Origin of the sequence: Micromonospora avicenniae (genome assembly GCF_900156065.1) — a bacterium.
Lineage (GTDB): Bacteria > Actinomycetota > Actinomycetes > Mycobacteriales > Micromonosporaceae > Micromonospora > Micromonospora avicenniae.
This window is the reverse complement of record NZ_FTNF01000006.1, coordinates 111452-135853: the sequence shown is the minus strand read 5'-3', so window position 1 is coordinate 135853 and position 24402 is coordinate 111452. Positions and strand designations below refer to the sequence as shown.

General features: G+C 72.7%; 23 protein-coding genes. 12 read left to right on the top strand and 11 right to left on the bottom strand.

The annotated features are described in order from the left end of the window. Positions 1–4: 4 nt before the first annotated feature. Both BXA10_RS12105 and BXA10_RS12100 read right to left on the bottom strand, forming a co-directional pair. Positions 5–1627: an acetolactate synthase gene (locus tag BXA10_RS12105; protein ID WP_076470413.1), complete on the bottom strand. Its 1623-nt coding sequence runs from the start codon at positions 1625–1627 to the stop codon at positions 5–7. Positions 1628–1806: 179 nt separating this feature from the next. Then, positions 1807–5715 (bottom strand): Kelch repeat-containing protein, encoded by a 3909-nt coding sequence (locus BXA10_RS12100; RefSeq protein ID WP_084752646.1) that lies wholly within the window; start codon positions 5713–5715, stop codon positions 1807–1809. Between the two features lie 197 nt (positions 5716–5912). Between BXA10_RS12100 and BXA10_RS12095 the strand changes: the two genes are divergently transcribed. Further along, positions 5913–6929 carry a helix-turn-helix transcriptional regulator gene (locus tag BXA10_RS12095; RefSeq protein WP_076470412.1) on the top strand — a complete coding sequence of 339 codons (1017 nt, stop codon included), beginning with the start codon at positions 5913–5915 and terminating at the stop codon, positions 6927–6929. A 41-nt stretch (positions 6930–6970) separates the two neighbouring features. Here the strand turns inward: BXA10_RS12095 and BXA10_RS12090 are convergent, their stop codons facing one another. After that, on the bottom strand, positions 6971–7744 hold the full coding sequence (locus tag BXA10_RS12090; protein ID WP_076470411.1) for an enoyl-CoA hydratase/isomerase family protein: 774 nt from the start codon (positions 7742–7744) through the stop codon (positions 6971–6973). 97 nt (positions 7745–7841) lie between these two features. On the opposite strand from BXA10_RS12090, the gene BXA10_RS12085 reads away from it, so the two are divergent. Then, positions 7842–8366, top strand: a complete 525-nt coding sequence (locus BXA10_RS12085; RefSeq protein ID WP_076470410.1) for a DUF6232 family protein — start codon at positions 7842–7844, stop codon at positions 8364–8366. Here the strand turns inward: BXA10_RS12085 and BXA10_RS12080 are convergent. Further along, the gene (locus BXA10_RS12080; protein WP_076470409.1) at positions 8363–8794 is read right to left on the bottom strand and encodes a nuclear transport factor 2 family protein; all 432 of its coding nucleotides are present in this window, start codon (positions 8792–8794) and stop codon (positions 8363–8365) included. The genes BXA10_RS12085 and BXA10_RS12080 overlap by 4 nt on opposite strands. Before the next feature lie 985 nt (positions 8795–9779). Here BXA10_RS12080 and BXA10_RS12075 point away from each other — a divergent pair. Beyond that, the gene (locus BXA10_RS12075) at positions 9780–10262 is read left to right on the top strand and encodes a DUF6232 family protein (RefSeq protein ID WP_076470408.1); all 483 of its coding nucleotides are present in this window, start codon (positions 9780–9782) and stop codon (positions 10260–10262) included. 61 nt (positions 10263–10323) lie between these two features. Further along, positions 10324–10995, top strand: a complete 672-nt coding sequence (locus tag BXA10_RS12070) for a hypothetical protein (RefSeq protein ID WP_076470407.1) — start codon at positions 10324–10326, stop codon at positions 10993–10995. Here the strand turns inward: BXA10_RS12070 and BXA10_RS12065 are convergent. Then, positions 10992–11450, bottom strand: coding sequence for a rhodanese-like domain-containing protein (locus BXA10_RS12065; protein WP_175649183.1), 459 nt, complete (start codon positions 11448–11450; stop codon positions 10992–10994). The genes BXA10_RS12070 and BXA10_RS12065 overlap by 4 nt on opposite strands. A gap of 71 nt (positions 11451–11521) precedes the next feature. Between BXA10_RS12065 and ftrA the strand changes: the two genes are divergently transcribed. Beyond that, positions 11522–12577, top strand: a complete 1056-nt coding sequence (gene ftrA, locus BXA10_RS12060; RefSeq protein ID WP_076470405.1) for a transcriptional regulator FtrA — start codon at positions 11522–11524, stop codon at positions 12575–12577. Here the strand turns inward: ftrA and BXA10_RS12055 are convergent. After that, positions 12562–13458: a ribokinase gene (locus BXA10_RS12055; RefSeq protein ID WP_076470404.1), complete on the bottom strand. Its 897-nt coding sequence runs from the start codon at positions 13456–13458 to the stop codon at positions 12562–12564. The genes ftrA and BXA10_RS12055 overlap by 16 nt on opposite strands. Positions 13459–13492: 34 nt before the next feature. Continuing rightward, entirely contained in the window at positions 13493–14335 is an 843-nt protein-coding gene (locus BXA10_RS12050; RefSeq protein ID WP_076470403.1) for an ABC transporter ATP-binding protein, read from the bottom strand. A 131-nt stretch (positions 14336–14466) separates the two neighbouring features. Here BXA10_RS12050 and BXA10_RS12045 point away from each other — a divergent pair, with 131 nt between their 5' ends. Together BXA10_RS12045 and BXA10_RS12040 are read left to right on the top strand one after the other, a co-directional pair. Next, complete coding sequence (locus BXA10_RS12045) at positions 14467–15477, top strand: ABC transporter ATP-binding protein (protein WP_076470402.1); 1011 nt, start codon at positions 14467–14469, stop codon at positions 15475–15477. Further along, positions 15474–16484: an ABC transporter permease subunit gene (locus BXA10_RS12040; RefSeq protein ID WP_076470401.1), complete on the top strand. Its 1011-nt coding sequence runs from the start codon at positions 15474–15476 to the stop codon at positions 16482–16484. Before BXA10_RS12045 ends, BXA10_RS12040 begins: the two co-directional genes overlap by 4 nt. A gap of 130 nt (positions 16485–16614) precedes the next feature. Here BXA10_RS12040 and BXA10_RS12035 read toward each other — a convergent pair whose 3' ends face one another. Next, on the bottom strand, positions 16615–17790 hold the full coding sequence (locus tag BXA10_RS12035) for an ROK family transcriptional regulator (RefSeq protein WP_076470400.1): 1176 nt from the start codon (positions 17788–17790) through the stop codon (positions 16615–16617). 177 nt (positions 17791–17967) lie between these two features. Between BXA10_RS12035 and BXA10_RS12030 the strand changes: the two genes are divergently transcribed. Beyond that, the gene (locus tag BXA10_RS12030) at positions 17968–19422 is read left to right on the top strand and encodes a glycoside hydrolase family 3 N-terminal domain-containing protein (protein WP_076470399.1); all 1455 of its coding nucleotides are present in this window, start codon (positions 17968–17970) and stop codon (positions 19420–19422) included. A 306-nt stretch (positions 19423–19728) separates the two neighbouring features. Here BXA10_RS12030 and BXA10_RS12025 read toward each other — a convergent pair whose 3' ends face one another. Beyond that, positions 19729–20391 (bottom strand): GNAT family N-acetyltransferase, encoded by a 663-nt coding sequence (locus BXA10_RS12025; RefSeq protein WP_076470398.1) that lies wholly within the window; start codon positions 20389–20391, stop codon positions 19729–19731. 226 nt (positions 20392–20617) lie between these two features. Between BXA10_RS12025 and BXA10_RS12020 the strand changes: the two genes are divergently transcribed. Together BXA10_RS12020 and BXA10_RS12015 are read left to right on the top strand one after the other, a co-directional pair. Then, positions 20618–20809 carry a hypothetical protein gene (locus BXA10_RS12020; RefSeq protein WP_076470397.1) on the top strand — a complete coding sequence of 64 codons (192 nt, stop codon included), beginning with the start codon at positions 20618–20620 and terminating at the stop codon, positions 20807–20809. A gap of 106 nt (positions 20810–20915) precedes the next feature. Then, positions 20916–21431, top strand: coding sequence for a hypothetical protein (locus tag BXA10_RS12015; protein ID WP_076470396.1), 516 nt, complete (start codon positions 20916–20918; stop codon positions 21429–21431). Positions 21432–21440: 9 nt separating this feature from the next. Here the strand turns inward: BXA10_RS12015 and BXA10_RS12010 are convergent, their stop codons facing one another. Then, positions 21441–22172, bottom strand: coding sequence for a Clp protease N-terminal domain-containing protein (locus BXA10_RS12010; RefSeq protein WP_076470395.1), 732 nt, complete (start codon positions 22170–22172; stop codon positions 21441–21443). A gap of 227 nt (positions 22173–22399) precedes the next feature. Between BXA10_RS12010 and BXA10_RS12005 the strand changes: the two genes are divergently transcribed. After that, positions 22400–22924, top strand: coding sequence for a hypothetical protein (locus tag BXA10_RS12005; RefSeq protein ID WP_076470394.1), 525 nt, complete (start codon positions 22400–22402; stop codon positions 22922–22924). 12 nt (positions 22925–22936) lie between these two features. On the opposite strand, the gene BXA10_RS12000 is transcribed toward BXA10_RS12005, so the two are convergent. Beyond that, complete coding sequence (locus BXA10_RS12000) at positions 22937–23326, bottom strand: DUF2267 domain-containing protein (protein WP_076470393.1); 390 nt, start codon at positions 23324–23326, stop codon at positions 22937–22939. A gap of 210 nt (positions 23327–23536) precedes the next feature. On the opposite strand from BXA10_RS12000, the gene BXA10_RS11995 reads away from it, so the two are divergent. After that, the gene (locus BXA10_RS11995; protein WP_217696763.1) at positions 23537–24364 is read left to right on the top strand and encodes a DUF72 domain-containing protein; all 828 of its coding nucleotides are present in this window, start codon (positions 23537–23539) and stop codon (positions 24362–24364) included. Positions 24365–24402: the final 38 nt, after the last annotated feature.

Sequence of the window (24402 nt, the reverse complement as noted above, 5' to 3'; positions counted from 1 at the left end):
CTGGTCAGGCGAGGTTCGACGAGCGGGGGTACGCGTCCGACGCGTCGGTGATCACGTTCACCAGGTACGGCACACCGGCGTCGAAGGCGCGGTGCAGCGCCGGCCCGAGGTCGGCGGCCTTCGCCACGACCTCGCCGGCACCGCCGAGCGCGCTGACCACCTGGTCGTAGCGCAGCTCCGGCTGCAGGTCGGCGGCGACGTCGTAGCCGTACATGGCACGCATCGGGTGCTTCTCCAAGCCCCAGATGCCGTTGTTGCCGACCACGATCACGACGGGCAGCTTCTGCCGGACCAGCGACTCCACGTCCATCAGCGAGAAGCCGGCCGCGCCGTCTCCCATCAGCACACAGATCTGCCGGTCCGGGTAGCTGATCCGGGCGCCCATCGCGTAGCCCATGCCGGTGCCGAGGCAGCCGTACGGGCCGGGATCGAGCCAGGTGCCGGGCTGCGCGGGTTCGAGGTAGCGTCCGGCGTACGACACGAAGTCCCCGCCGTCGCCGATGGTGATGGCGTCGCGGGCCAGCACTCTGCGCAGCTCCCCGTAGACCCGGGCCGGGCGGATCGGGTCGGTCTCGGCGGCCATCTCCTCGGCGTGCCGGGCGCTCGCGGCGTCCTCGGCGGCACGAAGGTCGGCGATCCAACCGGCGTGGTCCGCCCGGTCGCCGGGATGATCGGCCAGGGCCGAGAGGATCAGCCGCAGGTCACCGGCCGGGGCGGCGGCCGGCTGGACGTGCCCGGCGCGCTGGCTGGGTGCGTCCACGATGTGCACGACCTCGGCGTCGCCGAAGTCGCCGAAGTTGAGCCGGAAGTCGAGCGGGGTGCCGACCACCACGACGACGTCGGCGCCGGAGAGCGCGGCGCGGCGGGCCTTGGCGAAGGCGAGCGGGTGCTCCGGCGGGAGCGAGCCGCGCCCCATGCCGTTGGTGAAGACCGGCACCTGCAACGCCTCGGCCGCCTCGCGTAGCGCCGCGGTCGCGTCGCCGGCGTAGACGTCCGAACCGGCGATGATGACCGGCCGCTCGGCGGCGGCGACCAGGCGGGCCGCCCGGGCGACCTCCTCCGGGTCGGGCTCGACCGGGGCGATACCGGGTGGCGCGGCCAGCTCCGCGTCGGCGACGGAGAAGACGGTCTCCAGCGGGAAGTCGAGGAAGACCGGTCCACGGTGCGGGGTGAGGGCGGCGGTCAGCGCGGCGGTCACGGCCCGGGGGATGTCATCGGTGCTGAAGACCGTCTCGGCGTGCTTGGTGACCGGCGCGACCAGCGGCAGGTGGTCCATCTCCTGCAGGCTGCCCGAGCCCCAGCGGAAGGCCGGTGCCCGGCCGCCCAGCACCAGCACCGGAGAGGCGTTGAAGAACGCGCTGGTCAGCCCCGAGATGCCGTTGGTGACGCCGGGGCCGGCGGTGAGGACGGCCAGGCCCGGCCGGCGCTGGAGCTTCGCCACCGCCTCGGCGGCGAAGACCGCGGACTGCTCGTGCCGGACGTCGTAGATCGGAAAGCCGGTCTTGTGGGCGGCGTCGTAGAGCGGGAAGACGTGCCCGCCGGAGAGGGTGAACATCTCCCGCACGCCGTACGCGCGTAGTGCCGCGAGCGCCAGCTCCCCACCGTGACCTTCGATCCGCTCCGTCATGGTCGCTCCCCTCGTCCGTGGCCGGGGTCACAGGTTACCCACCGGTCACTCCGCTCGGGCGACCGCGCCCCGACCGGCGGTTCGCACCACCGTCGGCCGGGGCCGCGGGGTCACGGAACGGCCGCGCCCGCCCGGGTGCAGGGGTCGTGACACCGGGCGGGCGCGGTCGCGGAGGTGGATCAGCGGAGCTTCATCACCACCGCGAGCGGCTCGGTCCGGTACGGAGTGTCCGTCTCGAACGCCAGCCGTGCCTGGTACTGGCCGTGCCCCGAGTGGACCGGCGCGGCGGCGGTCACCGTCACCGTGACCGACTTACCCGCGGGGATGGTCAGCTCGGTGTGGTTCGCGGACAACCACGACACGTCGCTGCCCCGGATGCAGGACTCGGGGCCCGGCAACTGCTGCGCCGAACCGGTCTCCGTGCTGCTGTCCGCCAGGCCACCGATCTGGTACGTGCCGCAGGCGGCGCCACCGCGCTGCCGCGCGTTCAACGCGTCCGGCAGCTTCGACCAGACCGCGGTGGCCGGGTCGAACTCCAGCACCTGCCGGCTGAGGTCACCGCCGATGGCGCCGCCGATGATCCGCAGCTTGCCGTTGACGGTGGCGTACGCCATGCCGTAGCCCGACACGGGCAGGCTGGTCGTCTGCACCCAGGTGTCGGACTCCGGGAAGTACCGGTAGCTCTCCAACACGGCGTCGTACTGGCGCGGGATGTACCCACCGGTGCAGACCACGCCGTCTCCGGCCGCGCCACAGGCGTGGTAGGCGACGGTCCGCGGGTAGTCGGCGAGCCGGGTCCAGCGGTCCGCGGCGGGGTCGTAGCGGTACGCCCGCGCCGTGGGGTCCGGGCAGGCGCCGTCCGGGCAGCCCCCGACGACGTAGAGCCGGCCGTCGACGGTGGTGGCCGCGGCGTTGGCGACCCCGGCGGGCAGGTCGGCCCGAGGTGACCACTTGTCGGTCATCGGGTCGTACGCCCAGGTCTGCGTCGCGGGAATCCCCGAACCGGTGAGACCACCTGTCACGTACAACTTTCCGTCGATGAAACCGCCCGCCGCGCCGGCTCGCCCCTCGGGCAGGTCGGCGATCCGCTTCCAGGCCCGGGCCTGCGGGTCGAGGACGTACCCCTCGTGCATCACGTAGCCGTAGGAATCGCCGCCGACCGAGTAGACCGTGCCGTCGTTGTCGGCCACCACGTTGTCGACCAGCGGCAGCGGAAGGTCGGGCAGGTTGATCCACGCGCTGCCGTCCGCAGCCTGCTGGGCGGGCGTCTGCGACGAGCGGGCGGCGTCCGCGGCGACGCGGACCTGGTCCGCGGTGTACCCGCGGTCCTGCTCGACCAGCTTGACCCGCAGCGGCTGGTCACCGTCGTTGGTGAGCCGGACCTGCTCGGTGGCGGCGTGCCCGGGTCGTACGTCCAGCGACAGGTCGGACTGACGGACCGTCAGCCGGCCCGACTCCAGCTTCCAGTCCCGACGGACGACCCGGTCCCGCTCGACCCGCACCTTCGCAGTGGTGTCGGCGTAACGCAGGCCGCTCACGGTCACCGGAGTGCTCGCGTCGCCCTCGGCGAAGAACCAGTAGTAGCCGTCGTCGAGGGCAGGGTCGTCGTCGGTGGCCCGGCTGGTGGCCACGGCCGACCGGTCGGTGCCGGTGGAGACGGTGGCGCCGAGGAGCGCGCCGCCGGTGTTGTCGTCCCGGACCTGCCCGGCGATGATGCCGCCCGGCACGAGGTCGCACGTCCGCCGGCCCACGAAGACGTTGTCGAGCTGCCACCAGTACGACAGGTTCCCCTGGTAGCGGAACCGGACCTGGATTCCGGACTTCCCGGCCACCTGCGGGATCGGGATCTCCAAGTGCCCCCGCACGTCGACGTTCGGGAGGCGGTAGACCTCGTTCCAGGTCGCCCCGTTGTCGACGCTGAGGTCGATGACCCCCTGTTGCACGCCGAAGTTGGAGGCGGGGAAGTCGCTGTCGAACCCGATCACCGGCTGGGTGATGGCGGTCAGATCCACCGAGGGCGTGACCAGGGTCGTGTCGATGTCACCGGCCTGGACCCAGGTGTTGACGGCGGCGAAGCCACCGTCGCCGCCGGTCAGGTTGCCCCGGGCGCCGGGGTCGTCGAAGCGCCACGTCTGGCCGGCACCGGATTCGTCGGTGACCTTCCAGCCGTCCCTCGGCCCGTCGGTCCAGCCGCTGAAGTCGGTGCCGAGGCCCTGGTAGCGCCAGGTGTAACCGGGAGCGGCGCACGACGCCTCGACGGCGAGCCGTACGTCGTGCCGCACGTCGCTCGGCCGACCCTTGGGCTGCGGGTCGACGCTGACGGTCGCCGTGCCGGTGGCGTAGCCGGGCATGTCGACCGGCGACACGTGCAGGGTGTAGTCGGCACCGACCGGCAGCTCGACCTGGTAACGCCCGGTGTAGGGGTCGGTGTAGACCGCGTCCGTCGGGTAGCCGTCGATGGCGACCTTCGCGTAGACCGGCCAGCCGTGCCCGGAGCCGTCGGTGACGGTGCCGGTGAGCGTGCGGGTCGCGATCGCCGTCATCCTGATGTCCTGGGTCAGCTTCGCGTCGGCGGCGACCACTACCCGGACCGGCGCCGGAGCCTGGTAGCCGAACTCGGCGGCCACCACGTCGTACGTGCCGGCCGGGACGGCCAGCTGGTAGGCGCCCTTGGCGTCGGTCACCGCGTGGTAGGTGTTGCCGGCGGTGTCCGTGGCGGTGACCGTCACCCCGTCGAGCGCACCCTGCTTCTTGCCGTGCGGGTTCTTGCCACTGGTGACCGTCCCGCTGACCTGACCGGTCCGGCCGAGGGTCAGCGCCGAGACGCCGTTGGGGGTGCCGAGGCCGGTCGGTCCGTCCCAGCCGGGGCCGGCGGTGCACAGCAGGTCGCCGCACCATCCGTTCGAGCCCTCGGTGACGTCGAAGAGCCCGGCGTCGGCGCCCTTGCGGTACGGGTAGGTGACCGGGTAAGTCCCGGGAACCGCGTCACCGGCGAGGGCGTACATCCCGGCGACGAGCGGCGCGGAGAGCGAGGTGCCGCCCCAGCGCGCCCAGCCGTCCTGGCCGGAGGTGTTGTAGACGGCCAGTCCGGACTCCGGCGCGGCCGTGGCGGAGATGTCGGCGTTGGCCCGCTTGTCACCGCAGTGCGTGTCGATGTCGTCCTGGTACGACGGCCGCGGCTCGACGTACGAGCACCCGCTGCCCGCCGCTTCCCAGGCGGTCTCCGACCAGCCACGGGCGTTGGAGGCGTCCTTGGTCAGCAGCGTGCCGCCGACCGACACCACGTCCGGGTGGGTCGCCGGGTAGCTCTGCACGTTGCCGATGTCGCCACTGGACACCGTGATCACGACGCCCGGGTGGTCGTAGTGGGCATGGGTCGCGAACTGGGTGTCCGACTCTCCGGCGACGCCGTACGAGTTGGAGATGGCGTCGGCGCCGAGCCGGGCAGCGGTGTCGACGGCGTGGCCCAGGCTGTTCAACGAGTTGTTGTCGCCCTGCACCAGCAGGATGTCGCACTTCGGGCACGCGGACGAGACGGCGTCCAGGTCCAGGGCGGCCTCGATCGACCAGTCCGGGCTCTCGACCGGGTAGTCGGTCCCGCCGCGTTGGTCGACCTTGCGGAAACAGCCGTTCGCGGTGGTGCACGGCGGCAGGCCGTAGTGGGCGCGGAAGACCGCCAGGTCGGCCTCGGCGGCCGCGTACCCGAACGCTCCGACGATGGCGACCGTCTGACCTTCGCCACCGTCGGGGAGCCGGTAGGCGGACTTGATGTCCGCCGGCCCCAGGGCGTCGGCCGGCGGACCGGCGAGCTTCGTTCGCCGCTGCGTGTCCTCGGCGAGCCCGACCGCGAAGCAACGGGCCCACGGGCCACCCTCGCCGATCTTCTCGTCCGAGGTGGTGTTGCAGCCGGCCGGCTGGTAACGCGTGGCCTCCCAGTCCGCCGGCGCCGCCGACGGCTCGGCCTTCGGTGCCGCCTGCGCCGGGGTACCGGGCAGCGCGCCGACGGCGAGCAGTGACAGTGTGAGGACTGCGGTCAGCCCGCTGAGAAGGCCCCGGTGGAGCCGTCTCCGCTGTAAGGGCACCGACATCCATTACTCCTTACCAGTGATGCCACGGACACGCCTCGTCGTTGAGGCCCGCGCACCCTCCCGCCAGGACGGACATGATCCTGGACACGAATGGGACACACGTTGACGGGTGATCTTGGCATGGGCCGGAAGGCACGGACAATGTCGGGGGACGTTCATGTTCCGGACAGCTGGCCGGTTCCCGACGGAGGCTTCGGATGTGGCATGTGGTGGGCGTCTCGGAGGCCGAGGAGCACGTCTACGAGGCGCTGACCCGGCGTCGACAGGCGACGGCCGGGGACCTCCTCGGCGACGTCGCGCTGTCCCGGGCGCAGCTGACCCGTACGCTCGGCCGGCTGGTCGACCGCGGCCTGGCCAGCCGACTCTCCGGCCGTCCCACCCGGTACGCGGCGACGCCTCCCGACCAGGTGGCCACCGTCCTGATCGCCGAACGGGAGCGCGACCTGCTTCGGCTGCGTACCCATGCCGACCAACTGGCCAAGGAGCTGCGGCAACACGACGGCACCGGCCGCCACCCGGCGGAACTCGTCGAGGTGATCGAGGGTCCGGCCAACCTGCGCGCCACCCTGGTACGGCTCCAGCGGGAGGCGCGCGTGCAGATCCGCGGGCTGGACCGGCCGCCGTACCTCGACAATCCGGTCAGCGGCAACACCGAGGAGGCCCACCAGCTCGCCAACCGTGGGCTGACCTACCGGGTGATCTACGACCGGTCGGCGCTGGCGATACCCGGGCGGATGGCGGAGATCTGGCGCGGCATCCAGAGCGGCGAACGCGCCCGGGTCGCCAGCAACGTGCCGATGAAGATGATGCTGAGCGACAACCGGCTCGCGCTGATCCCCGTCATGACAGGCGGGCAGTTGGCCGACGCCGCGTACCTGGTCCACCCGTCGTCGCTGCTGGACGCGGTCTGCGAGCTGTTCGAGGCGCTCTGGGAACGGGCCGTCGCGATCAACCGCGCCGTGGTGAACCGCAGCGGCGCCGACCACCCGGACGCCGTCGAGCTGATTGCCGAGAGTCACCCGGGCCAACTTTCCGACCGGGACACCGAGCTGATCGGTTTGCTGGCCGGCGGCGCCACCGACGAGCGGATCGCCCGCACCCTCGGCTGGAGCGTACGAACGGTGCACCGGCACGTGCACCGGCTCATGACGATGGTCGGCGCCGAGACCCGGTTCCAGGCCGGCATGGAGGCGGTCCGCCGCGGCTGGATCTGACCGGCCGGGCGAGCGCTCGCCACACCCGGCCGGTGCGCCGCTCAGCGGCCGGTGAAGTCCGGCTTGCGCTTCTCGACGAAGGCGGCCATGCCCTCGCGCCGGTCGTCGGTGGCGAAGAGCGCGGCGAAGAGCTGACTCTCCCAGGCCAGGCCCGAGTTCAGGTCCATGTCCAGGCCACCGTCGACGGCCAGCTTCGCCGCGCGCAGCGCCTGGCTCGGACCGTGCACGTACGGGCGGACCATCTCGACCGCGGTCGAGTAGACCTCGGCGGCCGGCGCGACCCGATCGGCCAGACCGATCCGCAGCGCCTCCTCGGCGTCGACCATCCGGCCGGACATGACTAGTTCCTTGGCCCGGGCCGGGCCGACCAGGCGGGCCAGCCGCTGGGTGCCGCCGGCGCCCGGGATGATGCCCAGCTTGATCTCCGGCTGGCCGAGCTTCGCGTCCTCGGCGACGACCCGCCAGTCGCAGGCCAGGGCCAGCTCACACCCGCCGCCGAGCGCGTACCCCGTGATCGCGGCCACCACCGGCTTGGGAATGCGGGCGAACACGCCGAGCGCACTGGAGAGATCGGCGGCCCGAGCCGCCATGTCCACGTAGGACATGTCGGCCATCTCCTTGATGTCCGCGCCCGCGGCGAAGACCTTCTCCCCGCCGTACACGATCACTGCGCGGACCTCGGGGTCGGCGGAGGCCTCGGTGGCGGCGGCGCGCAACTCCTCCTGGACCTGCTTGTTCAGCGCGTTCATCGGCGGCCGATCCAGCCGGATGGTGCCGATGCCGTCCTTGGTCTCCAGACGCACGAACTCGCTCACGCCGCCCTCACTTCCTCGTCGAAGTCGCGTGCCAACGATACGGCCACGCTCGTTTGGTACGTAGTCTGGTATCAGCCCCGGGGCCGGGAGTCCAGCGATGACGACGTACTACGACGACAGGTCGGTGCAGGTCACCTCGACCGCCATCCGGGTTGACGACCGTGTCTACCCGCTCGCCGAGATCAGCATGGTCTGGCACCGGCGGGGCAGCCGCTCCTGGCGGGTCCTCGCGGGCCGGGGCGCACTCGGCGCGGCGATGGCCGGCCCGCTGGCGGCGGCCGTCCTGGGAGTCGGGCTGGCCCTCTGGCTGGACCGCTCCCCCACCGTCACCATCGCGATCGTCGGCGCCTCGGTGCTGGTCGGGCTCGCCGTCGGGCCGGTCGCCGACTTCCTCTTCGAGTACCTGGACCGCTCCTACGCCCGGGGCAGCCGCCAACGGGAACTCTGGGTGCGCTGCCGGGGCCGGCACGTCCTGCTGTTGCGCACCGGTGACGCGCTCCGGTTCGGTCAGATCTACCGCGCCGTGCAGCGGGCGGTCGAGCAGGCGCCGCCGCCGGGAGCCACCAGGGCAGCCGCCCGGGCGGCCGCCCGCCCGGTACGCAGTCGCGGACGGCGGAACTAGAAACGGATCGGCACGTCCGGCAGCATGTCGAGGCCGCGCAGCAGTCCGTAGAGATCCTGCTCGCCCCAGAACTGCACGATCCGGCCCCCGGCCAGCCGGTACATCTTGCACGCGCTCTGCACCGCAGTCGCACCGGTGGCGTCCCGGCGGTAGGTCAGGGCGAGTGACACGGTGACCCGGTCGCCGGCGGGGAAGATCTCGACGAGCTCCAGGTCGACCACGGTGAGCCCGGGCGAGGCGACGGCCTGCTCCACGTAGTGCCGGCCCCGCACCGCCGTGCCGGAGCCATAGATCTGCACGTCCTCCGCGATCACCGCGCGCAGCTCGGCCAGGTCCTTGGTGACGAAGGTACGCAGGTACCGCCGAACCACCTCGACGTTGCGCGCCTGCTCGGCAGTAGGGTCTGCGGTCGCCGACTGCTCAGCCATGCCGCGACGCTACACGTCCCGGCGCGTGTTCTGCCCCGCCTCGGCTGCTGCCGCGCCAGCGTGGCCATGCCAGCTGTGCGGCCTCCGTGCGGAACGACGACGCAACACCCGTGGGCCCCGGCAGGAAGGACTTCTACCTCGACTGCTTTGGAGCTGATGACTTGAACGACTCACCGCAGCGGCAACGACGGCAACACCAGCGGCGACGGCCCGGAACCGCGGCGACACAAGAACAGCGAGCGCTCATTTACACGACGGCTCAGGAACAGCCCGCCTCCAGCGCGAAGCACCGGCACGGGCACTGCCCTGGAACGTCGGCCCCGAGCGCCCGCACCGCGGGCCGCGGGCCCGCTCGCTGGCTGGTCGGCTGGTCGGCGGCCGGCCGGCACGGCTGGTCGGCGGCCGGCCGGCACGGCTGGTCGGCGGCCGGCCGGCACGGCGGGCACGGCGGATCTGCCGGGACGGCGGATCGGCCGGGACGGCGGGCCGGCCGCCCCGGCTGGTCGGCCGCCAAACTGGCACCGCGAATCGGCGGGCACGGCGGATCGGCCGGCACGGATGGTCGGCGGCCGGCTGGCACGGGGGGCCGACTGGGACGGGGGGCCGACTGGGACGGGGGGCCGACTGGGACGGGGGGCCGGCTGGCACGGCGGGCCGGCGGGCACCGCGAATCGGCGGGCACCGCGAATCGCCGGGCACGGCGGATCGGCGGACACGGCGGATCGCCGGGCACGGCGGATCGGCGGACACGGCGGATCGCCGGGCACGGCGGGTCGGCTGGTCTGCTGGTCTGCTGGTCGTCGTCCCAGGTCCGCCACGGAGAACATAGCCAGCCAGCAAGGTGCGGCGATTCGTCCCGATGGTGGCTCGCGGCCCCCTCGGCGCTGATGTCGTCAACGACTCAGCTCTAAAGCATCCGAACACCACACACCTCGCGGCCAACGGCGGGACGTGGCGTCTTGCCGGGAAGTGGTTAGGCTGAGTGATGGCGGTCTATTACCGGGACGAGGCCGTGCAGGTGACCTCCGAGTCGATCCGTTCGGGTGGTCGCGTCATCGCTCTCGCCGACGTCACGTACGTCTGGCACGCCCGGGGTCGGACGACGCTCGCCGTACGGGGTCGGGTGCTCGGACGCGGCGTCCTGGTCCTGCTGTTGTCGCTGCCCCCGCTCGTGGCGCTGCTCTGCGTCGTGTCGCTGGTCTGGTCCGCGCAGGACCGCGGCGAATGGACACTCGCCCTGCTCATCCTCGGTGGTTGCGTGGTGGGCGCGGTCGCGTTGACCCCGTTCCTGGAGGTTCCGCTCGGCTGGTTGGACCGCTTGTACGAACGGGGTAGCCAGGTCCACGAGCTCTGGGTGCAGCACCACGGCCATGAGGAACTGCTGGTGCGCACTCCCGACGCGCTGCGGTTCGGCCAGATCTACCGGGCCGTGCAGCGAGCCGTCGAGCAGCACAACGACCGGCGCTGACGGGCGGCCCGCGGCAGCCGGCCGGCGGCGGTACGGGCACCGGCGACGCACACTGGTTGCCATGGTGATTCCGCTGCCCCGGCCGTCGTCCGTCCTCGGCCTCACCCGCTCCGCCCTCGACCAGGCGCGCGATTCGGCCGCCTCGTTCGCGGCCGTGCCCGCCCGCGCGTTCGCCGTGCTCGACGGCGTCGAGGCGCTGCTGACCCGGATCAACGGGGTGGTGGACCGGATCGAACAGACCCTGGACCGCACCGACCAGGTGCTCGAAACGGCGACCGAGGTCGCCGGCCGCGCCGCCCTCGTGGTCGGGCAGGCGGAGCAGGTGGCCGGCAAGGCCGCCACCGTGGTGAGCGAGGCGGATTCGGTGGCCGCGCGAGCGGCGGCCGCGGTGACCACCGGGGCGGAGACGGCGGCCACCGCGGCCGAGCTGATGACGACGTACGAGCCGGCGCTGCGCCGGGCGGCGCCGATGGCGACGCGTTTCGTCGAGCAGCTCAGCCATGAGGAGGTGACCGCCGCCATCCGGCTCGTGGACGAACTACCCAAGTTGCGCGAGCACCTGACCGCGGACATCCTGCCGATCCTGGCCACCCTGGACCGGGTCGGCCCGGACCTGCACGACCTGCTCGACGTCACCCGCGACCTGAAGCTCGCCGTCGCCGGCATCCCCGGCCTGGGCATGCTGCGCCGCCGGGATGAGAAGCTCACCGATGAGGCGGACCCGGCCGGTTAGCAGTCGCAGCTGACCGTGGACCGGGGTGCGGTCAACTCGTCGACCGACCGCCGGGTCAGCCCCGTACCCGTCACCACCGGCAGCCCTTCCCGCACCCAGTATTCGTAGCCGCCGAGCATCTCCTTCACCGGATAGCCGAGCCGCGCGAACTCCAGGGCGGCGCGGGTGGCGCCGTTGCAGCCGGGGCCCCAGCAGTAGGTGACGACCGTGGCGCCGACCGGCACGGCCTCGGCCGCGAGCGTGGCGATCTCGGCGGTCGGCAGGTGCACCGCGCCCGGCAGGTGCCCCTGCGTCCACGCGGCCGTCCCGCGGGAGTCGACCACCACCAGCCCCGGGATCCCGGCGGTGAGGTCCGCGTACACGTCGCTGACATCGGTCTCGAAGCTCAGCCGGGCGAGGAAGTGGGTGGTGGCGGTGACCTGGTCGGCCGCCGGAACGGCGAAGGTGTACGTCATGGCACCGATCCTGCGCGTGGACGGCGCGCGGGACGAGTGGCGGTAACGCCGTCCTGCGCTAACATCCCGCCATGGTTCGCCTGCCCGTCCCGATCCACCCCGCCCCTCGCCCGCGTGCCGCGGAGAGGGCGGACCGGAGCGTGGGGGTCCTCGCGTACCCGGGTATGTCGGTCTTCGAGACGGGCATCGTGACCGAGGTGTTCGGGCTACCCAGACCGGAGCTGGACGTCGAGTGGTACGACCTCAGGGTGTGCGCGGAGCGGCCCGGCCCGGTGCCGGTGGTCGGTGGCGCCACTCTGGACACTCCGTACGGCCTCGACGTGCTGGCGCAGGCGCGGACGGTGATCGTCCCCGGGGTACCGGACGTGACAGCCGACCCGTCGCCGGAACTGGTCGCTGCGCTGCGCCGGGCGCACCGGGGTGGTGCCCGGATCGTGTCCATCTGCTCGGGGGCGTTCGCGCTGGCCGGTGCCGGCCTGCTCGACGGCCGACGGGCCACCACCCACTGGCAGTACGCGGACCTGCTGGCTCGCAGGTACCCGGCTGTGCGGGTGCACCCTGACGTGCTCTACCTCGACGAGGGTGACCTGCTCACCAGCGCAGGCAGCGCGGCCGGCCTGGACCTCTGCGTACACCTGGTCCGGCGTGACCACGGCGCGGCGATCGCCAACGCGGTCGCCCGCCGGCTCGTCATCCAGCCGCACCGGGACGGTGGGCAGGCCCAGTTCATCGAGGCGCCGGTGCCGCCCGATCCGGACGACGACCGGATCGCCGGCAGTCTCACCTGGGCGCTGGCGCACCTCAGCGAGCCGCTGACCGTCGCCCGGCTGGCACGGCAGGCGCACATGTCCACCCGCACCTACCTTCGGCACTTCGCGCGAGCCACCGGAACGAGCCCGATCCGGTGGTTGATCGACCAGCGGGTGCGCGCCAGCCTGGCGCTGCTCGAGACGACCGACGTACCGGTAGAGGAGATCGCTGCGACGGTGGGCTTCGACTCCCCGGTCACCTACCGCCACCACTTCGGCCGGGCCATGCGTACCTCACCGTCGGCGTACCGGCGGGCGTTCCGGGCGGTCGCGGGAGCGTCGACGGCCGACGGTGGCGAGGTTCAGGCGGACGCGTAGAGTTCGTCGATCTCGGCTCGGAAGGGCAGCGCCACGGAGGCGCCGAGCCGGCGGGCACACGCCGCCCCGGCCGCCGCCGCCCAACGCACGGCATCCACCAGATCCCGGCCCTCGCCCCAGCCCACGGCCAGCGCCGCGGTGAACGCGTCCCCCGCGGCCGTCGAGTCCACGGTGTCCACCTTGACCGGGGGTACGTGCACCACCGTGCCGTCCCGGTCGCCGTACCAGACACCCTCGGCGCCGAGGGTGAGCACCGCCCTCGGGGTGAGCTCCAGCAGCGCCTGCGGTGCGTCCCGGCCCCGCCCGGTCAGCGCGTGCGCCTCGCGCTCGTTGACCACCAGCACGTCCACGGCGGCCAGCAGCTCGTCGGGGAGGGGCCGGGCCGGCGCGGCGTTGACGACGACCCGCGTGCCGGCGGCGCGGGCGGCGACCGCCGCCTCGGTCACCGTCTCCACCGGAATCTCCAGCTGGGCCACCAGCACATCGGCGGCGCGTACGGTGCTCAGCTCCTCGTCGGTGAGGCCCGTCAGCGCGTCGTTGGCGCCCGGGGTCACCAGGATCGCGTTCTCGCCCGCCGCGTTGACCATGACCAGGGCGACGCCGGAGGTGCCGTACACCACCCGCAGGTGCCCGGTGTCCACACCGGCCGCGCTGATCCGGGCCTTCAGTGTGACCCCGAACGAGTCGGAGCCGATCGCCCCGAGGAAGGCGCAGGACGCGCCCGCGCGCGCGGCCGCGATGGCCTGGTTGGCGCCCTTGCCGCCGGGCACCATCACGAAGTCGCTGCCGAGCAGGGTCTCCCCGGGTCGAGGCAGGGCCGGCGCCATCGCCACCAGGTCCATGTTCGCGCTGCCGACCACGGCCACCCGGGTCTGCGCCACCGGCGCCTCCTGTCTCGACTCGGCGGGGTGGGCGTCAGGCAGCCCGGGCGGTGTACCGGTCGCCGGAACGCTGCACGATCAGCGGCAGACCGAAGGTCTTGGAGAGGTTGTCGCCGGTCAGCGTCTCGTCGAGCAGGCCCTGTGCCACCACGCCCCCCTCGCGCAGCAGCAGCGCGTGGGTGAAGCCCGGCGGGATCTCCTCGACGTGGTGCGTGACCAGCACCATCGCGGGGGCGTCCGGGTCGTACGCCAGCTCGGAGAGCCGCGCGACCAGGTCCTCGCGCCCGCCCAGGTCGAGCCCGGCGGCCGGCTCGTCGAGCAGCAGCAGTTCCGGGTCGGTCATGAGCGCGCGGGCGATCTGCACGCGCTTGCGTTCGCCGTCGGAGAGGGTGCCGTACACGCGGTCGGCGAGGTGACCGACGCCGAGCTGCCCGAGCAGCGCGCGGGCGCGGGCCTCGTCGGTGCGGTCGTAGCTCTCCCGCCAGCGGCCGACCACCGACCAGGCGGCGGTGACGACCACGTCGCTGACCCGCTCTTCGGCCGGCACCCGTTCCGCCAGGGCCGCGGTGGTGAGCCCGATGCGCGTGCGTAGTTCGTTGAGGTCGGTCCGCCCGATCCGCTCACCGAGTACGTGGGCGACGCCGTTGGTCGGATGCAGCCGGCCGGAGGCGAGGTTGAGCAGGGTCGTCTTACCGGCGCCGTTCGGGCCGAGCACCACCCAGCGCTCGTCCAGCTCGACCCGCCAGCTCAGATCCTGCAACAGCGCGGTGCCGGAGCGGCGAACGCCGACGCCGTCGAGGCTGACCACCAGATCCGGGTCCACGGGAGCGGCGGCGGGGGTGGCGCCGGCGGCGCCGGGGATCAGGTCACCAGTCACCCGTCCATCCAACCACGCACGGCCGTGGCGCCCCCCATGGGCGGGCGGCCGGCCATAGGGTGAGGCGCCGTGGCGTTGGTCACCAATACTGAAGGACGGTTCATGCCGGTTCGGAACAGGAAACCGCGCGGATGAGCGCGGTCATCGAGATCGAGGGTCTGCGTAAGACCTTCAACAGCGTGCGGCACGGCCGGCAGGTGGCCGTCGACGGCTTCGACCTGACGGTCGGGCCGGGTGAGGTCCACGGCTTCCTCGGCCCGAACGGGTCGGGCAAGACCACCACCCTGCGTGCTCTCCTCGGACTGGTCCGGGCCGACGGGGGGCGGATGAGCGTGCTCGGCGCTCCGTCCCCCACGCGCCTGGCGCAGGTGGCCGGGCGGGTCGGGGCGATCGTGGAGAGTCCGCAGTTCTTCGGCAACTTCACCGGCTACCGGACGCTGCGGCTGCTCGCCCTCGCCGGCGGAGTGCCGGTGAGCCGGGTGGACGAGGCGCTGGAGCAGGTGGGCCTGCACGATCGGGGCGACGAGCGGGTGAAGGGCTACTCGCTCGGCATGAAGCAGCGACTGGCGGTGGCCTCGGCACTGCTCAAGAACCCGGAGCTGCTCATCCTCGACGAGCCGGCCAACGGCCTCGACCCGGCCGGCATCCGGGAGATGCGAGATCTGACGCGGTCGCTGGCCGATGCCGGGGTCACCGTGTTGATCTCCAGCCACATCCTCGCCGAGATCCAGCTGATCTGCGACCACGTCACGATCATCTCGCGGGGCCGCCGGGTGGCGTCGGGGCGGGTGGACGAGGTGCTCGCCGGCTTCGACCGGCACGAGTTCCTGGTGCGGGTGGCCGAGCCGGAGCGTGCCGCGGAGCTGCTGCGCGCCGGCGGCCTGCCGGTGGACGTGTACTCCGACCATCTCGTGGTCGGTCAGGTGGACGACCCGACGAGGATCAGCCGACTGCTCGGTGAGCAGGGGCTGTGGGTGCGCGAGCTGACCTCGCTGCGACCGGACCTGGAGAGCGTGTTCCTGGAGCTGACCGGCGACGGCGCGCACCCGGAGGTGCCTCGTCAGGTGGACGGCTCGGGTCCGCACCACAGGGTGATGGAGATGGACGCCGGGGTCGGCGAGGTCAGAGGAGACAACGCGTGAACCTGGTCCGTGCCGAGTTGGAGCGGCTGGGGGCTCGCCGCTTCGTCCAGCTCATGCTCGTCCTGCTGGTGCTGGCCTTCGGGGTCACCGCGTCGACGACCCTAGCCGGCTCGCACCAGCCCACCGCCGCGGAGCTGACCGACGCCCGAACTCAGGCAGCCGAGAGCCGACGCCAGATGGATGAGGTCTACCAGCGCTGCGTGGCCCAGGTGAACGGGAACCTTCCGCCCGGCTCGGAGCAGGAGGACTTCCCGGCCGACTGCAGTGAGTTCGACCCGGTGCTCCAGGACCGGCTCCCCGTGGCGACCGACTTCCTTCCCGGCGTGTTCGTCTTCTCGCAGCAGGCCGAGCCGCTCCTCTACTTCCTGATCGCCTTCCTGGCGCTCTTCGGCTTCCTGGTCGGCGCCTCCTACGTCGGTGCCGACCTCAACTCGGGTGGCGTGGTGAACCTGCTGCTCTGGCGACCGCGGCGGATGACGGTGCTCGGCACGAAGCTGGGCACGCTGATGGGCGCCGTGCTCGGGCTGTCCCTGCTCGCTTCGCTCGTGTACCTCGCCACGTTCTGGGTGATCGGGCAGTCGGCCGGGCTCCCCGGCCAGCTCGACGGCGCGTTCTGGGCCGGTCTCGGCGCCGTGCACGCCCGCGGGTTGGTGCTGGTGCTGCTCACCAGCGTGCTCGGCTTCGCGCTCGCCACACTCGGTCGGCACACGTCGGCGGCGCTCGGCACGGTGGCCGCGTACGCGGTGGTCTGGGAGCTCGGCGCGCGTCTGGTGATGGAGATCGTCGACACCGCCCATCCGGACCGGTTCATGCTCTCCAGCCACGTGGGCGCGTGGCTCTCCGGCCGCCTCGAGTTCTGGGACGCGTCGGCCTGCGCCTCCGCCAGCGGCTTCTGCGAGCGGGTCTACGCGCTGACCTGGCAGCCCGCGCTGGCCGTGCTGCTCGGCCTGACCGCACTGCTGGCCGTGGCCGCGTTCAGCGTGTTCCGCCGCCGGGATCTGATCTGAGCCACGAAGGCGGGGGCTTCCCACCGCAGAGGCAACGCCTTGCAGGCGCTGACTGCGTCGTGAAGAATTCCTTCACATGACCGACCTCGGCATGCCCGCACCCTCGCGGGTGTGGGCATGCCGGGGTCGGTCAGCCCACTGTGGATCCGAAGACCTCGTCGCGGACTGCGTCCAGCGCGGTACGCAGCGCGCCCTGCAGGATCGGCTCCTCGGTCAACCCGGTCGGCACCACCCGGGGGCGCACCAGCGAGATGTCCGCGACCTCCTGCTGCACCCGGTCGGCGAGGGCCGCCCCGCCGGCCTGACCGACCTCACCGGCGAGCACGACGAGCGGCGGGTCCAGCACCACGCAGGTGCTGGCCACGCCCAACGCGAGCCGGCGGGCCAGTTCGTCGAGCACCGGGCCGCCCTCGGCGCCGGCCTCGATCGCGGCGCGAACCGCGTCGGCGGCGTTGCCGACAGTGAAGCCGTTCTCCCGCGCCACGGCCCGGACCGCGTCCGCGTCGACGAGCCGTTGGAACGCGGGCTTGGCCCGCCGGGCAACGTCGCGCGGGATCGGGACGCCGGGCACCGGGAGGTAGCCGATCTCGCCGGCCGCGCCGCTGCTGCCGTGGTGCAGCCGCCCACCCAGCATGATCGCCTGACCGACGCCCGCGCCGACCCAGACCAGGACGAAGTCCGACAGGCCCTGGGCCGCGCCGGACTGAGCCTCGGCGACCGCGGCGAGGTTCACGTCGTTCTCGAAGACGACCGGGGTGTGCAGGTCCTCACGCAGGGCGGCGAGCAGACCCCGGTGCCAGCGCGGCAGGTTGAACGCGAACGTGATGTCCCCGGTGCCCGGGTCGACCAGACCCGGCGTGCCGAGGACGACCCTCCGTACGCTGGACAGCTGCGCCTGAGCGCTGCCGGCGACCTGGACCACGGCGTTGTGCACCACACCCACCGGGTCGTCGGTGTCCCGGGTGGACTGTTCCACCCGGCCGATGACCGTGCCGGTGATGTCGGCACAGGCGGCCACCACCCGGTCCGGGCCGACGTCCACGCCGACCACGTGCGCGCTGCCCGGCCGTACGGCGTAGAGCTGGGCGTTCGGTCCCCGCCCGCCGGCCTGCTCGCCGACCCGGGTGACCAGCCCGCGCTCCTCCAGGCGTTCGACCAGCTGCGAGGCGGTCACCTTCGACAGCCCGGTCAGCTCGCCGAGCCGGGCGCGGGTCAACGGTCCCCGTTCGAGCAGCAGTTCCAGCGCCGCACGGTCGTTGAGCGCCCGCAACAGGCGGGGGGTGCCGGGCAGCCGCGTCGCACTCATGCCAGTCCTCTAGTTCAGTAAACTTTGCTAACTGTAAACCAACCTGGAAAATGGGTAGCCGTAGCGTATCGGCCACCCGGACCCGGAGTACTCGGTCGACCCGGCAGGGCTGCGCGGGCGGGACGGCCGGAAGCACCGGTACGACGCCGCGCCGTGCGGCACCGAAGGGGGAGATCAGTGGGGCTGGATCCAGGACTTCGCCGGCTCGCGCTCGGCACGCTGCTGGCCGCGTACCCGGGGCCGGTCCCGCCCGACTGGGCGGTCGACCTGCTGGCCGAGGGTCTGGCCGGGCACACCCTGTTCGGCACCAACGTGCACGACCCGGCGCAGCTCGCGGCGACCACGGCGGCTCTGCGGGAGGGGCGGGCGGACGTACTGATCGCCATCGACGAGGAGGGCGGGGATGTCACCCGCCTGGCCCACGCCACCGGCAGCCCGTACCCGGGCAACGCCGCACTCGGCGCGATCGGCGACGTCGCGCTGACCCGGCGCGTCTACGAGGCGATCGGCGCAGAGCTGGCGGAGCTCGGCATCACCGTCGACCTCGCCCCCACCGTCGACGTGAACACCGCCGACGAGAACCCCGTGATCGGCACCCGCTCCTTCGGCGCCGACCCGCTCCGGGTAGCCGCGCACTCCGCCGCCGCCGTGGCCGGCCTCCAGGCCACCGGTGTCGCGGCCTGCGCCAAGCACTTTCCGGGACACGGCGCGACGGTCACCGACTCGCACCACGAACTGCCCACCGTCGACGTCCCGGTCGACGTGCTGCGCCGCCGTGACCTGCCACCGTTCGCCGCCGTGATCGCCGCGGGCGCCCAGGCCGTCATGACCGCGCACATCCGGGTGCCGGCGCTGACCGGCGCCGGCCCGGCCACCTTCAGCCGCGAGGTCCTGGTCGACCTGCTCCGCACCGAGTACGGCTTCACCGGCGCCGTCATCACCGACGCGCTCGAGATGAAGGGCGCCTCGATCGCAGCCGGTGGTGTCGGGCCGGCGGCCGTCCGGGCCCTCGCCGCGGGCGCGGACCTGCTCTGCATCGGCGCGAAGGTCGACGCCGAACTCGTCGAACAGGTCGCCGCCGAGATCGTCGAGGCACTCGGTGACGGGCGGCTGGACCGGGCCCGGGTCGAGCAGGCGGCCGGACGCGCCGCCACGCTCGCCGCCTGGACCCGGGCCGCGACCCGCGTCCCGACCGGCGGCGGCACCGACCTGGGGTACGCGGCGGCCCGGCGCGCCGTAAAGATCGACGGAGTGCTCACCGACCTGGTTCGGCCGTTGGTGGTCCAACTGCACGCCGCGTCCACCATCGCCGAGGGCCGGGTGCCCTGGGGTCTCGGCCCGCACCTGGCCGACACGGAGGAGGTCCGCGTGGTCGCGGCCGAGACCGACCCGGCCGCCCTGCGCCACCTCGCCGGGGACCGGCCGATCGTGCTGGTCGGTCGCCGCCTGCATCAGCTTCCCGGAGGTCCGGAGCTGATCACCGCGCTGGCCGCCGTACATCCGGTGACCGTGGTCGAGATGGGCTGGCCGGCGCAGTGGCGCCCGGCCGGGGTGCGCGCCTTCGTCACCACGTACGGAGCGAGCCACGCCAACGGTCGCGCGGCCGCCGAGGCACTCGGTCTGGCCGGCTGAACCAGGACCCGGCCCGCTCCCTCACCGGCACGCTGCGTCACGACTGCCCGCCCCCGCCAAACCGACTTCCTTCCAGGTCAAGTCCACAATTCGACACGTCGAACCGGCGCGAGGCGTCTTGCCCCGGAGGCATTCGATACGTAGCGTGACCAGCGGAAGACGCGACCGGCCATGCGCGCGAGTCGCGCCTACGGGGACCTGGGGGGAGGCTGCGGACCGTGGATCCGGCCCGGGATCCACGGTCCGCGCCAATTCGGCCTCGGCCCGGCACACCACCGCACCCGCAGCGGTCGTGCCGCTCCGGACTCAGCGCGGGTACACCCCGAACGACCGCCAGCCGCGGTCCGGAAAGCCGGCGGCATCGGCCACCCGTGCCGACGCATGATTGCTCCGCTCATGCAGGTAGGTGGGCACCGCCCCCTCGTCGAGCACCCGCCGGGCAGCCTGGGCGACGAGTCGCCGGGCCAGTCCCCGGCCCTGAGCCTCCGGCACCGTGCCGACGGCCAGCTCGTGGCCGTACGCGTCGTGCCGCTTCACACCCGCCCCGGCCAGGTAGCGGCCGTCGGCGGCGCGGACCACCAGCACGTCGTCGTCGAAGAGCCGCAGCCACGGCGGCAGCCCGGGCGAGGTGGACGGGATCCACTCCCCGACGTCCGGTAGCGGCGCGGGGGCCAGGCTCCATCGGAACGGGCCGTCGTGGGTGGCCCAGTCGGGCAGGCCGACGGCCGCGGGCAGCGCCGGGACCAGCCGATCCGGCGGAAGGTCGGCGAGCGCGCGCACCCGCGCGACCCGATCCGGCGCTACGGAGAGCACGGTGCTGCGCCCGGTGCTGACCGCGACGGCGGGCCGGAGCCGACCGTCCCAGGCCGGGTGGGCGCGACGCTGCGAGGACACCACGTGCAGGCCCGGGCCGGCCGGCCACTGCCCGAGCCAGGTCGCCAGGTGCAGGTGGAGCCGCCGGTCCAGCACGCCGCCACCTCCGTGATCCGTTCCTGCCCGGCGGTGCCCGGCTCACTGTCCGGGCGCCCGGTCAGCGGGCCTCGTCGCCGATCACCGTACGCCGGGGCGGGGTGGGCGGACGTGGTGCGTGCTCAGGATCGGGCCGGATTCCTCACCGCACAGCGGAACCCGGCGTCGGCTCCGTACGTCACATCCACTTCCATGCATTGACACCTTTCTCTGGGACGGTGAGGTCATGCCGAATCAGCCGAAGGACCGGCACCAGCAGGAGACCGAGCCCGCCTGGAACGCCGGGGCGAGATTCCCGGCGCAGCCGCCGTACCGCGGCGTGCGGGGATGCGGTGACCCGGATCGGGCACTGGGCTGGGCCGAGCTGAACGAGCTGCCCGCCGGGGCGTCCGCGCGGCACGGCCGGGACGGCCGCTGACGACGCGAGCGGCGACACACGGGTCCGTCCACCCCCGGCTTTCGCACACCTGTCGGGTAACGTCTTCTGGTCTCGAATCCGGCCGACGACAGGAGTAGCTCCGCGCATGGGCAAGAAGACGATCCGTGTCTCCGACTTCAGCGGCACCGTTCTGCGGCCGGAGGACGAGGTGGTCCGCATCGTGGTGCTGGAGCATCCCGACCTGGTCGCCGGGCCCGTGCAGTTGGAGGCCACCCCGGTCGAGGTGGAGAGCATCGACGACGCCGCCCTGGACGTGGCGGTGGTCGAGGTCTACGACCAGCCCGACGGCGAGCCGCGCCGGGTGGTGCTCACCGCCAGCGAGTTCGACGCGATGGCGACCGACACGCCGATGGCACAGTTGCTCAAGACCGCCGAGCGGGTGCGTCCGCCGAAGGCGCGCAAGAGCGTGGAGCGGCTCGACTACGGGACCATCGAGCACGCCGGGAAGCCGCACCGGGGCCGGGTGACCGAGGAGGAGGCCCGCCTGGTGCGGGAGCAGCTCGACGAGGTCAACAAGCGCCTCGCCGACGCCGGCATCCGCCAGATCGACCCGGCCGACCCGGAGCACGCGGCCCGGTACGGCTTCCCCACCGCTTCCTGACCCTGCCGGTCAGGCCCGGTTCCGCGTGATCTCCTCGAGCGCCGCGGCGATGTCGGCCTCGGCGGCGGCTTTGTCGACGCCGAGGCCGGCCAGCACGCCGCTGCCGTTCTCCAGCTCCAGCAGCGCGAGCAGGATGTGCTCGGTGCCGATGTAGTTGTGCCCCAGCCGCAACGCCTCGCGGAAGGTCAGCTCCAGTGCCTTCTTGGCCTGCGCGTCGAAGGGGATGAGGGCGGGGAGTTCCTCGGACGAGGGCGCCGGCAGCGCGGCGGTGGCCGCCTCGCGCACCTGCTCCAGGGTGATGCCCTGCGCGACGATCGCCTTCGCGGCGAGCGCCTCCGGCTCGCTGAGCAGCCCCAGCACGATGTGCTCCGGCCGGATCTCGGCGTGCCCGCTGGCGCGCGTCTCGGTCTGCGCCGTCACCACCACGTTGCGGGCGCGCGGGGTGTAGCGGCTGAAGCCCTGCTGCGGGTCGAGTGCCGCGTCCTTGGCGACGAACCGCTTCTGGGCCGCCTGCTTGCTGACGCCCATGCTGCGGCCGATTTCCGTCCAGGAGGCACCCGCGCGGCGGGCCTGGTCCACGAAGTGCCCGATCAGGTGGTCGGCCACCTCACCGAGGTGGTCCCCCACGAGGACCGCATCGCTGAGCTGCTCCAGCGGCTCGCTGCGCGCTTTCTTGATCGCCTGGATCAGGTCGTCGAGGCGTACTGGGATGTCCATCGGGACAGGATCAGGATTGGTCATGCGTCAACTCTAGGTTGACGCACCCGCCCCGTCAACCAGTGGTTGACGATCGCGTCGGACGCCGACCGCCTGACGCGGGTCAGGAGGGTTCGAAAGCTAGGGAAACACCGGATTCCCCGGGTGGCCCGCGTCCGTACCGTCAGTGACGCGACCCGCCGTTCCGGTGCCAGAGCCCGCAGGGCCGGCCGGCGGACACGGTTCCGAGCAGGTAGAACGGAGTCAATCCCATGCGCCGAATGATCGTGCCCGCGCTCTGCGTGGCCGCCCTCGTACTGGTGGGCTGCGACAGCCCCGACTCCACCAACGCGGATCCGGGCGCAGACATCGACGCCCCGATCGACGGCGGCGACCTCGCCGACCTCGGCGACGCGGGTGACGCCGCCCCGCCCAAGTGCCCGTTCACCGCCGACCAGGTATCCGAGCTCGTCGGCCAGCCGATGGTCGACCAGGGCAACTGCCTCTTCGGCGACGGCAACGGCGTGGCGACGGCGACCATCACCACCGCGTCCAGGACCGCGGGCGAGATGACGTACGACTACCAGCGCCAGCAGGCCGACCAGATCTACCAGAAGGTGACCGACATCGACCAGGGCGGCAAGGGCTACGTCGCGGTCAAGGACATCGAGGGGCAGGCCGTCCTGATCGCCGCCCCGGGCACGTTCACGATCACGCTGTCCAGCTTCCAGCGTCTGGGCGGTCCCGAGGGCTACGAGCAGACCCTGCGCCGGATGATCGAGGTGCTGCCCAAGTGACGTACCGACAGGTCAGGGCGTGTGCGGCACGGGCTCGGCCAGGGCCTGGATCTCCGTGGGCAGCTGCGCCAGCGCCTCCAGGAACTCCCGGTGCCCGACCACGCGGTGCAGGGTCTGCAGGACGGCGCCGGCGCCCTGCTCGGCGATCAGAGGGCTCACCTGGGCGCGCTCGGTGACCCGGCGCAGGAACTCGTCGTACCCGAACACCTCGGGCTCCTCCGGCGCGGTCCGGGCCAGCAGCGGGCGAAGCTCGTGCGCCACGTGGCCGGCCAGCGCGCCCGCCTCGGCGCCACTGATCCGTTCGGCGAGCGTACGCAGGGTGGCCTCGGTCAGCGCGCGGGCCGTCACCTCCGGGACGCCCGCCCGGTCGGCCACCTTGTCGTAGAAACTGAGCTCGGCCATCACCCGTCCTTCCCGAAGCGGAGATGCGTGGCTACCCGCAGCCATCGACGGCAAACGGACCGGCCGGGTCGGCGCCGGCCGTCGAGGAGACCGCTGAGCCTCGCCGTATACCGTTTCCGGCGGCCGCCGACGTCCCGGTGAGCGGGCGGACCGGCGGTTTTCGGTCTACCGGAGAGGTGGGAAGCCTTGCGTCTTCACGTGGGTTGCGCGATGTGGTCGCACCGGGCGTGGCAGGGCCGGTTCCTGGCACATCCCCTGCCCGCGGAAGAGCGCCTGCGGCACTACGCCGGCTGGTGTGACGCCGTCGAGGGAAACACCACGTTCTACGCGACGCCCGCTCGGGAGAGCGTCGCGTCGTGGGCCGAGCAGACCGACCCGGACTTCCGGTTCGTGGTCAAGCTGCCGAAGCTCATCACGCACGAACGCCGGCTCGGTGACGTCGGCGACGCGCTGCGCGGGTTCCTCGAGGCCATCGAACCACTCGGCCCGCGAGCCCACGCCCTCTGGATCCAACTGCCGGGATCGTTCGGCCCCACCGACGTGCCCGTGCTCGCCCGTTTCCTGCGCCGGCTCCCCGACTCCCACCGGTACGCCGTGGAGGTCCGTCACCCCGCGTTCTTCGACGACCCCCGCTCGGCGCGCCTCCTTGAGGAAACACTCACCACGGTGGCCGCCGAATGGGTGCCGTTCGACACCACCACGTTCTTCCAGAGCCCGCCGACCAGCGACGCGGAACGGGACGCGTGGGTCAAGAAGCCCCGGGTGTCGCTCCGATCCGTCGCGCTGACCGACCGGCCGATCGTCCGCTACCTCGGGCGCGACGACTCCGCACGCACGGTCGAGGGCTGGCAGCGCTGGGTCGAGATCGTCGCCGGGTGGCTGCGGGAGGGCCGCTCCCCCACCTTCTTCGTCCACACCCCGGACAACGCCGACGCGCCGCTGCTCGCGCGGCGGTTCCATGACGAGGTACGGACCCGGGTGCCCGGGCTCTCGCCGCTGCCCACGCCGATTCCGGTCGGGCCGGCGACCCTCTTCTGATCGACCGCACCTCGTAGGGCTCGTCGGCGTACGACTGG